The sequence below is a fragment of the Pseudoalteromonas spongiae UST010723-006 genome, assembly GCF_000238255.3.
Taxonomy (GTDB): Bacteria; Pseudomonadota; Gammaproteobacteria; order Enterobacterales; family Alteromonadaceae; genus Pseudoalteromonas; species Pseudoalteromonas spongiae.
In genome coordinates this window covers 310231-323003 of the sequence record NZ_CP011039.1, presented here as the reverse complement: position 1 = coordinate 323003, position 12773 = coordinate 310231, and the positions used below count along the sequence as shown (strand labels likewise).

The window sequence follows — 12773 nt, the reverse complement described above, 5'->3', positions numbered from 1 at the left end:
CTCTAGGGCACGTTTGGAATATGCACTTCATGGTTAAATACCAAGGATTCAGAACTATTAAATCCCATCGCCAGCCTTATATTAACAATAGCATTTCGCGTTAAACTTGCGTCATTAAACTCAAAAGCTAAATGATCTGAAATGTATTTTGCTAAAAACTGACCTTTCACTCCATCAAGCACATGCAAAAGCGAAGGCGTTGGCTGATTCACTTCAAAATCATAACCTTGATAATAATATAAACTATCACCTTCAACACAAAAGCTAATTGGGCTGTTATTCAATACGAACAATCGCTGCGTTGGTGAAGCAACTGCAAAACCATTATCAAATGACCAACGCTGTGTTTTATTTGTCTCTTCTTCAACGGGATCTGCCGATAGTAAGCGAACGCGGTTATTACTCAAATCATAAATATCAGCAGGGCTTTGTGGATACAAGGTAACACGATCATTTTCAAACGCTTTATCTTCATTATTAAACGCAATAACAATTAAATCACCTGCACTTGAAGTATCAAGCGGTGGGTTGTTGACATAAATACTGCTGGCTTTAAACGGGGTAAACTCTATACATTGAAACGCTTGACCTGAAATATTACCGGCTTGAACTCGAATCGAATTAGGCGTTGCTTGGCGTAACTCTTTACTTAACCGCAATAAGGCAAAACGTGCTTGTGCTACCACTTCATCTCGCTCTGTACCCGTTGCATAAATCTGTGCGCCAAACTTTATAAACTGCATCGTACTAATGCTTACAATACCAATAATCACAATCACAATTATCAGCTCGACCAAGCTAAAACCTTTTCGTTTAGCGCGGTTCATTAGTAGTTACCTTTGTAGGCAGAAAAACCATATACATCGCCTGTTGGCGCTGTCACCGTTACAGTTATTAGTTTTAGGGTATTAAAATCACCAGATGTATCTGCTTCACCATTGGCATCATCATCGTAAACCACAGTAACTGACAGACTAAAGCCTGGATAAAGATTTGAAATCGATTCACCTAAGCTATTTTGTATAGCAGCGGTTGAATAATTACCAATAAAGTCATCTACATCATTAAACTCTGCGCGCGTTTCACCACCATCATTGCCTAAATTAGCTGGCGGTGTACATAAATTGGGGGCTATACCGCATTGTGTATAGGGTGGGCTGCGTCGTGATTGCTCGTCAAATGAACGCCCTAAAATCTCGTTCATCATCGCCTGACCTAGTTCATTGGCTTTAACTTGAATCACGGGGTCGGCACTTTGCTTTGCCTGTGGTGCTAACAGGCCTGTTACTATGGTAAGCACAATCGCCATTAACACTATGCCAAAAATCACTTCAATTAAGGTAAAGCCCTTAAGCCTATTCACATGCATAAATGCCACCTTGTGCAGAAATGCAAATATCCGCCTCACCAAAATCAATTTTGCAATTTGCCGCGCAATTTAAATTTGGTCTGCCAAAATCATCAAACTCTAGCTCACTAAAACTGGCACTATTTGAATCAAGGGTTTGGATACGTGTTGCTGTGCTACTAGCTGGAATATTGACAACAAGATATGCAAAGTCGATAGCTAAGTTGGCGCAATTATTGGTCATTGCGGGTGCGATTTGAGCGCTACTAAAACACACTTTGTGGGATAAGGTATTATTAGTATTTTGCATTGCGCGAAGTTGCATAGTGCGCAATATAGTAAGAGTTCTGTCGCGGAACTCAAAGCTATCAAAACTTTCGTTTGTAAAAAATTTAGGCACCACGGTTACTGCCAAGGTGCCTAAAATTACCAAGGTTATTATTAGCTCGACAAGACTAAAACCTTGTTGTTTCATTTAGATTTTTTAACAACCAGCAGTAAAAACTTCTGTGTTTGCAGCAGAGTACACGGGAGGTGTGGCTGTAGTTGCTGAAGCTTCTGTGTATTTTACAGCGCAAATTTCTGTATCATTTGAACCGGTTGGCGTAACGCTTCCATTTGCAAATATATACGCAGTGTTTGGCGTCCCAGAGATCGCTACAAAGTTAAAATCTGCACCATTGTAAGGGCTCGTTGAATCTACATTAATATCTAATGCTACTGGCAAACCTGTTGCAGTAGCCGTTGGATAGCCGTAGTTTAAGGCGATAGTATTACCGTTGCCATCATCAATCTCGTTCGATGCACCACTTGCAGTTTTCTGTAATCCCGCAATTACTGCTTTACCATAAACAATAGAACTTGCACTATCAACAGCACCTGCAACACCTTGAATAGTCGAAGCATTAGCATCGCCTTGTAAATCTAAAAATTTAGGTGCAGCAGTTACTGCCAAAATACCTAAAATTACAATTACAATAATTAACTCTACTAGTGTAAAACCTGTTTGCTTTTTCATATCTTTTACCTCTTTAAAGCCTAAATTAGTTACCAAAAACTCGCACTACGCCAGTTGCAGGTGAGTATTCAATACCACGAAAGTTAGCGTCTAACGCATTTCCAGGAATCGCTGTTAAATCTAACGAGCTTACTAAATAATACAAACACGTATCGCTTGCACCATCCACAGAGCCGTTATTAACAAATCGAATTAAGTACGTATTTTCTTCCACTGTCGCTGCTGCCGCTGATGTCGTATTAGAAGGTGCACTTTGCAGTACAGAGTTAAACACTGCTTGACACTTTGCAGTATTTAGCGCTGTTGTTTCAGTTGACCCTGCAACTTCGTTATTTGCAGCGTCTAAGCCTGACGTTGGGTAACCAATATCAGGGTCAATACCAACTCGCGTTGTATCATAATCAATAAAGTTGGTAGCCGTATTATTATCAGGGCGGCCTAACACTTCCCATTGCGCTCGCACTAGACCAACCGCTGCGGCTAAACCACCTGCTACGCCTTCAACCGTTGAGCGTTCCGCCTCTTCCTGAATATCAATAAAGCGCGGCAATGCCGTAACAGCGAGTAAGCCTAAAATTATTACCACAATAATCATCTCGATTAATGTGAAGCCTGTATTCTTTGCTCGATTTTTCTTCATTTGACGCCTCGACGACTTAATTGTAACCAAAGTTAACATTTATGCTCTAACTATTGCTCACTATGCCATTTAAGAACATGTACTTAAATAGTAAAACTGAATTTTTATAGTATTTACAGCCAATTATTTGACCATGATCTAATATTTCAACACTGTTAACATCAGATAACGCAATCGACTGTAAATTTTCAAACAAACCATCACATTGTGCTTTGGATGATGTAACTACGTGGGTTACAAACCCATTGCGGTTAACACGTGCTTTTAACAAGCCTTCACTAGTTAGCGTTGACTGCCCAACTAACGACATTTCAACTTCGCTTTGCTTATCACGCATCCATTGATGCCTAATGTGATTAATGCTAGTTACAAACTCATCTTTTGATTTTTTTGCAACCACCTGTTCTACTTCATCATATAAGCCTAGCATTTTTCCTGCCAACACCCAGTAAAGCAGGCAAAAAATAATCAATATGATTATAAAACGATATAACCCAGTACTGGATTCGTGAGTATTTGCCACATTTATCGTCCTTTAATTGCCGACATCATATCCCACATTGGCGTAAAGATACCCAAGGCTAAAACAAGCACCATACCCGCTACAATCGAAATTAGAATTGGTTCGATTTTGGCGGTTAAACTCTTTAAATCAAAATCCACTTCACGCTCGTAAAATTCAGCCGCTTCTTGCAGTAACTCCTCGACTCGCCCGGTTTCTTCGCCTACGGCCACCATTTGCAATACTAATTGAGTAAACAGTTCGCTATTTTTCGATGCACGCAGTAAGCTTTCACCTTTTTCAATACTGCGTCGCATATCGATTACTTTCTCTTCCATAAAGGCGTTATCAATCGCTTCGGCCACCAATGATAGCCCGGTCGTCATAGGTACACCTGCGCGTAAGATCATGGCGAACGAACGACTATAGCGAGCCAATAACGAGCGCTCAATAATGCTGCCAACAATTGGAATTTTTAGTTTTATTCTATCCCATTTTAGCCTGCCAACAGGTGTTTTCAGGTAACCTCTAACGCCAATGAAAGTTCCTAAAATACAAAGTAAAAGTAGATGCCAATACGTAACAAAAAAGTTAGATGTGCCAATTAAAATTCGTGTCATTAATGGCAGCTCGGCATTAAATTTTGCAAACATCTCAGCAAATGTTGGAATAACGAAAATATTTAGAATAAACATTGCGATTGCCAATGCAATAATCACAAACGTTGGATAACGCATTGCTGCTTTAATACGTTTGCGAGTTTCGTGCTCTTGTTCAAAATACGTCGCAAGTTGCAAAAATGCATCTTCTAACTTACCCGTACTTTCACCCACTACCACAATCGATACCATCAAGCGGTTAAATATCTTTTTGTGACTGGCAAATGCCGCGGATAAATTGCGACCTTGCTCAAGTTGCTTTGCAACATCGAGTAAGGCATCACGAAAAACAGGGTGCGTAGTGGTTTCAGCAAGCCCGACAATCGCCCGAATAATCGGAATACCCGCTTTCATTAACGAGTACATTTGCCTTGAAAAGACAATCAACTCATCAAGGGTTACTTTTGGCTGAAAAAGCGCCATTAGCGGCGAGTTATCGCCCTCTTTTTCACCAGTGCTAGGTTTAATAGACAGCGGTATTAACCCACGCCTCAATAGTACATCTGCAGCCGCATTATCATCATGCGCCTCAAGCTCACCGTTAACCGGTTTGCCCTGTTTATCTTTTGCTTGATAGGCAAAAAACGGCATCGGCTTAACCTACTAACTCAGGCAAACTTTCAGCCACTCTAAACACCTCTTCAAGTGAGGTAATGCCTTGGCTTGCGTAATCCAATGCCATCACTGATAAAGGTTCAAACTCAGGGTTTGCGCGCGCCGCTTCTGAGAACGCTTGTGTATCAGCTAAACGTAGTGCATCCATCATAGGCTCGTTCATTTCTAGTAATTCGAACACACCTATCCGGCCACGATAACCGGTCTGATTGCAACTGTTGCAACCTTTGCCTAACTTAAACTGAGCACCGCTAAAGCGAGGATTAATATGATTTATCCAAGCAAGTTCTTGTGCATCAGGCGTATAATCGCTCGCACATTTATCACATACACGACGCACTAAGCGCTGCGCTAAAATTGCGCGTAAAGAGCTTGCTACCAAATAGCTTGGCGCTCCCATATCAATTAAACGCATGGCGCTGGTAATCGCATCATTGGTATGCAATGTTGATAAAACTAAGTGACCGGTTAACGCACCGCGCAAACCAATTTCAACTGTTTCTTGATCTCGCATCTCACCGACCATCAAAATATCAGGGTCTTGACGAAGTGTAGTACGTAATACAGATGCAAAACTTAACCCAATTTTGCTATTTACCTGAACCTGGTTAATACGAGGTAAACGATACTCCACGGGGTCTTCAACAGTAATAATTTTTTTGCTCGATTGGTTTAACTCACTTAATGCACCGTAAAGTGTTGTGGTTTTACCCGAACCCGTTGGCCCTGTAACCAAAATCATGCCGTGCGGTCGCTTTAGCGCAGTACGCATTTTATTGAGCACTTTTAAAGGCATACCGGTTTCATCTAACGTTAATAGACCCGCCGACTGATCGAGCAAACGCATTACCACTGACTCACCATGTTGTACCGGCATGGTTGAAACACGCACATCAATATTGTGACCTTTGATGGTGATATTAAAACGACCATCTTGCGGTAAACGTTTCTCTGAAATATCAAGACCCGACATTAACTTAAGGCGCAGTACCAACGCCGCTGAAATAGCTACTTGATCAAGGGTGTTTTCATGCAAAATTCCATCTATACGCTGACGAATGCGTAAAATGCCTTCATCAGGTTCAATATGAATATCCGACGCACGCATTTGCACTGCATCTTCAAAAATCGACTGCAGTAATTTTACAACCGTGGCATCTGAGGTGTTTTCGTCTAGCGCGTTAAGTTCAAACTCTTCGGTTTCTTGATACTCTTCTTGCAGCTGAGATGCAAAGCTTTCAATGTCTTGCGTGCGGCGATATAAATTATCGAACGCATTAAGAATTTGCTTCTCTTGTGCAACAACGATTTCAATTTGCTTTGGCGCAACAATGGGCGCTAGCTGATCTAAACTCGATAAATCAGCCGGATCACTCATCGCAATTTGAATCGACTCACCAAGGTCTGCTAATGCCAGCGCTCTAAAACGACGAGCGTAAACCTCAGGGATCAGCTTAACCACCTTTGGATCGAGCTTTTCATTGTCTAAGTTTACAAACGCAACATTAAGTTGCTGCGCTAAAAAGCGTAGTAATTGAGTTTCTTCAATCACTTGCTGCTCAATCAATGTAGCACCGAGCTTTCGCCCAGTTATTTTTTGCGCTTGAAGCGCATCGTTGAGTTGTTGTTCCGAGATGATATGTTCATGAACCAACAAATCACCCAATCGCATTTTTAACCTAGGACGCATCGAGTCGACCTCTTATAAACTGTAAACGCTCAACGGCATAACGCTGTGATGCAGGCGACAAATTGCCAATTTGCGTCGCTGTTGTGTAATATTGCATCGCATTTTGCCACTGTTGTAGAAATTCAGCAGAGCGCGCCATTGCTAACCACCACTTACCTTGCTCAGGCTGTGATAGTGTTAATTTTTTAAAACTGCGTAAAGCCACTTCGTGTTGCTTTAATTGCTGTGCAGCTAAGCCTTTTAATATCCAAAAATCTTTATCACCTTGGCTTTCATAGCGCTGCGGCAATACACTCAGTACTTCGTTATATTGTTTGTTATCCGCGTAAATGCGCGCCAGCAGAGTTCGCCACTCCATACTGTCGGGTTTTAAACTTAAACCTTGCTCAAGTACATTACTGGCTTTCACGGTTTCTTGGCGGCCATAAAACGCTGCGGCCAATAAGCTACGACACTCAATATGTTCATTTAGCACCGCAATACATTGCTCTAACGCAGCAATTGCCTCACCTACCAAACCAAACGTGAAGGCTTTTTTTCCGGCTTGAAAATGCTCATTTGCCTGTTGCGTTGCTGTTATCTTAGTAACTTGCTTCATCGTCGCCTGACGTTCAGTTGGTCGCGCTTTTTCGCGTTCTACAAGCTGAACGAGTGGCGTTTCCTCTTCAGAAGGCACCACTTTTTGTGACGCTACGCGGGGAGCTTGTGTGGCAGTTGTATCATTATCCATCTCGATAGTTTGCGTTACTTGCTCTGCTTGCGGTAATGATTGAGCTGTTAGCGATTTAGATTGCTCAGCTACTTGCTCATTTCTTTGTTGATTTGCTTGTTCATTTTCCTGTTCAAGCATGCGATTTGGCGTTTCGCTTGTTGGCTCACTTACAGCTGGTTTGTCGTTATTAGCAGTAGCCACAGGAACATTTTCAGCAGCGTTTGGCGATTTTACAAAAAAATGCTGAACCAGATCTTTTTTATAAACTACATAAGCAACGAGCGATAATGCCATCACAGCTAATACTGGAATTGCTAACTTATGCAGTTTTTCTCCAATATCTGAAATTGGCGTTACGTTTACTGTTTGTTCTCGCTCTGCGCTCGGTGCAGCTTCCGTTTGCCTTTGCTCTAACCCCTTGAGCGTTTTATTCAGTACACTCATAGTTGTTCCTTAACTATTAACCATGTCGCCGTACCGATTACTAACAACAAAGCTAAGTACATTGGCCAAATACGTGAGCGACTTAAGCGGCAATCTTCTGTATCTTGCGCGGCGCTATACACATAAGCAACTTTGGCTTTTTGAATACCTTCACCATAGCCTTGAATAAGCACTTTATGACTTAACAAATTAACTAAACGCGGAATACCACGACTCGCTTTTGCAATAAGCAAACACACCTTATTGGAAAAAAGCTCTTTGGGCTGCTCAACTCCAGCAACTTCTAAGCGATGACGAATGTAATAAGCCACTTCAGCATTAGTCATAGGGCGTAAAGTGTATGAAAAACTAATTCGCTGCCTTAACTGACGCACTTTTTGATTCGCTAAGCGGCTATCGAGCTCTGGCTGGCCAAATAACACAACCTGAATTAACTTACGTGTTTCGGTTTCTAAATTAGTAAATAAGCGCACTGCTTCCAACGAATCCCAACTTAAACACTGAGCTTCATCAATAATTAAAACAACGCGTTTGCCTTGATGATTTAATGCTAGTAGCTGGTCTTGGATTTTTTGGCTAAGTGATTGCTGATCTAAATCGCTACTAATATCAATTTGTAATTCGTTGGCAATTGCATAACACAACTCATCAGGACTTAAATACGAATTAGCGATATACGCGACTATGGTTGAATCATCAAAGCTGTTGAGTAACTTTCGACATAACAATGTTTTTCCGGTACCGACTTCACCCGTAACTTTAATAAAGCCTTCACCCATATTGAGTGCGGTAATCAATACATCCATGGCTTCATTATGGGGTGCTAACGCGCAATAAAACTGCGTATTTGGCGTTAGCGAAAACGGTAACTCGGTCAAACCGAAGTGCGATAGATACATTACTTACCGTACCAAGAATTCAACAATTTAAGGCTGCGCTGTTGCTGTTGTTGCCAAGTGTCTGCCATCACCACCGTTGGGCGAATAAGAATGACAAGCTCTTTTTTGTTTTGCACACGACGCACGCTTTTAAATAGGTTTCCTAAAATAGGCATATCACCTAAAACTGGCGTTTTCGATTCTTGATCTGTAGTTAAAGTTTGCATTAAACCACCAATAATCACAATTTCGCCACTGCCTGCGCGGATCACGGTATCGGATTCACGAATGTTACTTTGCGCAAGCGGTAAAACATAGTCTTGGTCGTTTAGTGTCACGACTTTGTTTTGCTCTTCAGTTTCGGTCACCGACGGGTGAACATGTAAAATAACCGAGCCAAACTCATCTATTTGCGGTGTAACATCAAGCGCGATACCGGAGAAAAACGGCGTTAGTTCAATTTCTGGTGACGTGGTTGTCGCATTGCCCGTTACCGTAGTGCTCGACACTTCTGTAACAAAATACTCATCTTCACCCACTTTAATCACTGCTTTTTGATTATTTGTTGCAGTTACACGTGGGTTAGAAAGCATTTGCACGTCGCCCTGCGTCTCAAGCAAGTTAATCACACCGCTGAAATCAGCATTTTTAAATACTAAGTTAGTCACACCACCTAATTGAGATGAAATAGTATTGCCAACTTGCGCCGCGGCAGTGGTCGAGAAAGTTAAATCAGTTGAGCCAATATGGCCTAACACTTCGGTCCAATTAACCCCTTGCTGATATTCATCGTTTAAGGTTACTTCAATAATTTTAGCTTCAAGCACAACTTGGCGCTGTAAGCTGTCTTCACTGGCTTTTAAAAATTCTTTTAGCGCTGCAATTTCACTTGGTAACGCGTTAACAGTCACTAAGCTTGCTTGTGGGCTAACAATAATAAAACGGCCACTTCCTTTACCGATTAAGGACTCCATCGCCAACTTCAAATCTTTCCAAAAATCAGTTTCACTGCTGGTTTGAATGCTAGCACCATTAATTTGCATATTAGAGCCGCCACCAAAGGTGTTATTGCCACCCATATTTTGGTTATTGCTCGAATTATTGTTGCCTGAATTACCATTACCGCCCGAGCCGCCTTGATCAAACTGGCTCACGCCACCAGCAACAACGCTTACCGTAGATAAACCACTGCGCTTCATCATTAAATAGTTTACTGGAATCGATTCGGTACGCATTTTCGCGGGTAATACTTGCACTACTTTGCCTTCGCGAAATACATCAATGCCGTATAAACGCGATACAATTTTTGTCACTTCATCCATAGTGACATCTTTTAAAGTAAGTGAAATTTCACCTTCCACCTCAGGGTGTAAAGCAACACTATACGGCGTATCAGCAACCAATCCCGCGAAGAATTCATTAATAGACACTTTATTGGCATTTACATCAAAACGTGTCATTTCAAACTCTTTCGGTAATGAAACGCTGGTTCCTACGGAGGCCAGTAATTCATCTTCAAAACCTTCTGGAGCTTGCTCGGTCGAGCTTTGCTCATTTGCAATACTTTGCGGTTTCGCATTGAGTTCTTGTTGAATATGCGGCTTTAATGTTGGCTCTGACGTAAGCTCACAACCAGACACCAATAACGCTGAAACTGCCAGCCAACTTTTTAGAATGTTATTTTTTAATTTCATGCTGATAAAGTCTCAATACCTTGTTAGTTTGACCTTGCTCTAGTGTCACCGAGTCCGGCGTTATTCTTATAACTTTATGTCCTTGAACTTGGTCGCCAATTCTTACCATTTTCCCAGCAATAACTGCAAGGTTGCCTGAATCTTTTACAAACACCGATTGCAGCACCAGGGCGTTATCTGCTTGTGTACTGTTAGCAACCACACTGCTCGCTTCGAGTGTTTTTGGTCGTGTTGGATCTTGCAGGCTTTTTGCCGACAGCGAAAAGCCACAACACATACAGATTAAAATAAGGTTATAACGCAATAAATTTATCATTCGCACTTACAGTAGCAATGGTTAATGTCAATTTACCTGTTGGATACTCATCCACTTGGTAATCAAATTCTTGAATAAATAACTTTTCTTCAATCTTCTTAATTTGTTTTAAATAACTTAATAGCGCGAAATATTCACCCTCTAGCTCTATCAGCATAGTGTGTTGATAAAACGCGACTTCCCTCGGCGCTAGAAATTCTTCCCCCTGAGGGTCTTGTGCCGTAGCAGAAGTGCTTGAAGTGACATAAATAGCTTCAACTGGGTTTATTTTAAAACGCGAAAGTTGAATATTTTTATGCTTACGCAGAATTTTTTGCAATACTAATGCCATATCTTCAGGCGAGATGTAGGTAAGGCTAAAATCAGCCAGTTGCTGATTAATTTGCTGCAATTCACTTTCAAGAGATTGCTCTTGTTGCAATAACTCTTGCACATAACTTTTGCTCAGCGCATCTTTCAGCACCACTAATTGTCGCTCGCTGTTTTGCTGTTGATTAGTTAAATTAGTAATTCGCTGCTGATTGTTTGAATATGCAGTTTGCAGCGGCGAAATTACAAACCAAATGGTTAAGTAGCCAATCAAAAACAAGCCAACTGAAAATACCAGTAACTTTTCACGTTGCTCTAGCGTGCTGAGTTTTTCTGACCACTGCTGCCAAGTATCCTTCATTATTGCACTCCTTGGCCGCTATATTGGGTAGCAATTTGAAACTCAACACCGGTTTCCTGCTTATCAAATTCAAGCAAAGAGAAAGTTTTTGCCTCAAAATATTCTGACCGCTTCAGACCATTTAGCCATTCAGGAATAGCCGAGCCATGCGTCGCTTCGCCAACTAATTGAATATCGTTACCAACAAAATGGAACGATTTAAGCCATATTTCGTTGTGCGTATTACTGGCTAAATCAACCATCACTTGTGCATAGTCAAATTCAGCTTGCGTTGATTTCGCTTGCATAAATTGTAATAACTTTTGCATTTCAAGCATGTCGTGCTTTTTCTTATCAATACGGCGCAATACTGGCGATTTATCTTGTTTTCGTTCTAATTCTCGTTGCACTTGGGTTAGCTCAGCTTTTGTGCGGTCTAACTTGCTTTGTAGCGATAACAGCTGTTGTTTCGATGTATGTTCAAAACGCGCAAATAATACACTAACAAGCACCAGCACAATAATGAGAGCGCCCCAACACATCACAATATTATTAAGCGAAAAAAATTCACGCTTCGGTTTTAGCTCATCTAAATATAAGTTAATGCGAGTCTTCATTATCACCTCGCAAGTCCTGTGATAATGCTGCCGCAATCGCTAGCTGCACTTCAGTGTTTTGCTGTAAACAAAGCGCTAAGCGTGGTTCAAACGCAAGTACTTTTGCTGGAAAAAACTGACTCAATTCTTGCGCTATGCCGTTAATTTCAAAATTTGGAATGGCCAACTGCAAACTTTTAATTGGAGGTTGTTTTAGCTGGCTTTCAAAATAATCCAGTGAACGCTGTAATTCCAATCCTAGTGAATCAAGTAACCCAAGTTTTAATTGATTTAACGGTTGCTCAGCCAGCGGGATTAAGCCACGTAGCTTACGCGATAACAAAAGCTCGCCATCACGAATAATATGAATGCTTGGCTCGTTGCCAAATTGCTGTGAAACCAACATATGCGCAGCGTTGTCTTGCGTCACTAAATCGCAAAACATCATCTCTTGGGTAGTAATAGTGTGTAGGTCTATATCGCTATCGGTAATTAATTTAAGCATTGGCATTAACAAGGTGCGACTTGTTACCACCACATTAATCTTATTTTGCCCACCTTGTTTTAACGATGCATCGTAATAATCAGCGATAATATCGGAAGGTTCTATGCTTACTAATTCTTTAATCGTCCAAGGTAACGATGTCACGATATCTTGCTCTGGTAAATTAGGCTTATCAATTTGCACCCATTGATATGCACTTTCGGGCATGACTAAACACGCTTGTGCACCCGCGGGAAGTTTCGATAACACCCGATTAAATGCTGGTAGTTTTTCCGTTTCACTTTGAAACGCTTCAACCACGGTATGCTTAATTTCGAAACCATCCGAAACGCAATAAAGAATAACAGACACAATTTTATCGCTCGCAATATAGATGCCAGCTAATAGTGAGCCACCATTATTCTTGTTAAACCACGGGATTCGAGCCAATAAATTCTTCATATTTGTTATTATTTAATATGTTATCTATCAAACGCGCTATTGCTCTTAGTGTAGCAAGCAAACCAA

At 41.2% G+C, this 12773-nt stretch carries 15 protein-coding genes; all 15 read right to left on the bottom strand.

Annotated elements, in window-relative coordinates; all coding sequences use genetic code 11:
* Positions 1–2: 2 nt before the first annotated feature.
* From PSPO_RS01570 to PSPO_RS01500, 15 genes are read right to left on the bottom strand one after another with little or no spacing between them, the layout of a single operon-like run.
* Positions 3–827 carry a prepilin-type N-terminal cleavage/methylation domain-containing protein gene (locus tag PSPO_RS01570; RefSeq protein ID WP_010561195.1) on the bottom strand — a complete coding sequence of 275 codons (825 nt, stop codon included), beginning with the start codon at positions 825–827 and terminating at the stop codon, positions 3–5.
* Complete coding sequence (locus PSPO_RS01565) at positions 827–1369, bottom strand: prepilin-type N-terminal cleavage/methylation domain-containing protein (protein WP_010561196.1); 543 nt, start codon at positions 1367–1369, stop codon at positions 827–829. The genes PSPO_RS01570 and PSPO_RS01565 overlap by 1 nt, the downstream gene beginning before the upstream one ends.
* Positions 1356–1823 carry a type II secretion system protein gene (locus PSPO_RS01560; RefSeq protein WP_010561197.1) on the bottom strand — a complete coding sequence of 156 codons (468 nt, stop codon included), beginning with the start codon at positions 1821–1823 and terminating at the stop codon, positions 1356–1358. Before PSPO_RS01560 ends, PSPO_RS01565 begins: the two co-directional genes overlap by 14 nt.
* A gap of 9 nt (positions 1824–1832) precedes the next feature.
* Positions 1833–2366: a prepilin-type N-terminal cleavage/methylation domain-containing protein gene (locus PSPO_RS21990; protein ID WP_021032999.1), complete on the bottom strand. Its 534-nt coding sequence runs from the start codon at positions 2364–2366 to the stop codon at positions 1833–1835.
* A 25-nt stretch (positions 2367–2391) separates the two neighbouring features.
* On the bottom strand, positions 2392–3006 hold the full coding sequence (locus PSPO_RS01550; RefSeq protein ID WP_010561199.1) for a pilus assembly FimT family protein: 615 nt from the start codon (positions 3004–3006) through the stop codon (positions 2392–2394).
* Between the two features lie 46 nt (positions 3007–3052).
* Positions 3053–3529, bottom strand: coding sequence for a hypothetical protein (locus tag PSPO_RS01545; RefSeq protein WP_148665216.1), 477 nt, complete (start codon positions 3527–3529; stop codon positions 3053–3055).
* 2 nt (positions 3530–3531) lie between these two features.
* The gene (locus PSPO_RS01540; RefSeq protein WP_010561201.1) at positions 3532–4758 is read right to left on the bottom strand and encodes a type II secretion system F family protein; all 1227 of its coding nucleotides are present in this window, start codon (positions 4756–4758) and stop codon (positions 3532–3534) included.
* A gap of 4 nt (positions 4759–4762) precedes the next feature.
* A complete protein-coding gene (locus PSPO_RS01535; protein ID WP_010561202.1) occupies positions 4763–6472 on the bottom strand; it encodes a GspE/PulE family protein in 1710 nt (569 codons plus the stop codon).
* Complete coding sequence (locus tag PSPO_RS01530) at positions 6462–7628, bottom strand: tetratricopeptide repeat protein (protein ID WP_010561203.1); 1167 nt, start codon at positions 7626–7628, stop codon at positions 6462–6464. The genes PSPO_RS01535 and PSPO_RS01530 overlap by 11 nt, the downstream gene beginning before the upstream one ends.
* Positions 7625–8527, bottom strand: a complete 903-nt coding sequence (locus PSPO_RS01525) for an ExeA family protein (protein ID WP_010561204.1) — start codon at positions 8525–8527, stop codon at positions 7625–7627. Before PSPO_RS01525 ends, PSPO_RS01530 begins: the two co-directional genes overlap by 4 nt.
* Positions 8527–10200: a pilus (MSHA type) biogenesis protein MshL gene (gene mshL / locus PSPO_RS01520; RefSeq protein ID WP_010561205.1), complete on the bottom strand. Its 1674-nt coding sequence runs from the start codon at positions 10198–10200 to the stop codon at positions 8527–8529. Before mshL ends, PSPO_RS01525 begins: the two co-directional genes overlap by 1 nt.
* Positions 10184–10516, bottom strand: a complete 333-nt coding sequence (locus tag PSPO_RS01515) for an MSHA biogenesis protein MshK (protein WP_010561206.1) — start codon at positions 10514–10516, stop codon at positions 10184–10186. Before PSPO_RS01515 ends, mshL begins: the two co-directional genes overlap by 17 nt.
* Positions 10494–11186 carry a type II secretion system protein M gene (locus PSPO_RS01510; protein ID WP_010561207.1) on the bottom strand — a complete coding sequence of 231 codons (693 nt, stop codon included), beginning with the start codon at positions 11184–11186 and terminating at the stop codon, positions 10494–10496. The genes PSPO_RS01515 and PSPO_RS01510 overlap by 23 nt, the downstream gene beginning before the upstream one ends.
* On the bottom strand, positions 11186–11782 hold the full coding sequence (locus tag PSPO_RS01505) for a PilN domain-containing protein (RefSeq protein ID WP_010561208.1): 597 nt from the start codon (positions 11780–11782) through the stop codon (positions 11186–11188). The genes PSPO_RS01510 and PSPO_RS01505 overlap by 1 nt, the downstream gene beginning before the upstream one ends.
* Positions 11766–12707 (bottom strand): hypothetical protein, encoded by a 942-nt coding sequence (locus PSPO_RS01500; protein ID WP_010561209.1) that lies wholly within the window; start codon positions 12705–12707, stop codon positions 11766–11768. Before PSPO_RS01500 ends, PSPO_RS01505 begins: the two co-directional genes overlap by 17 nt.
* Between the last annotated feature and the right edge of the window lie 66 nt (positions 12708–12773).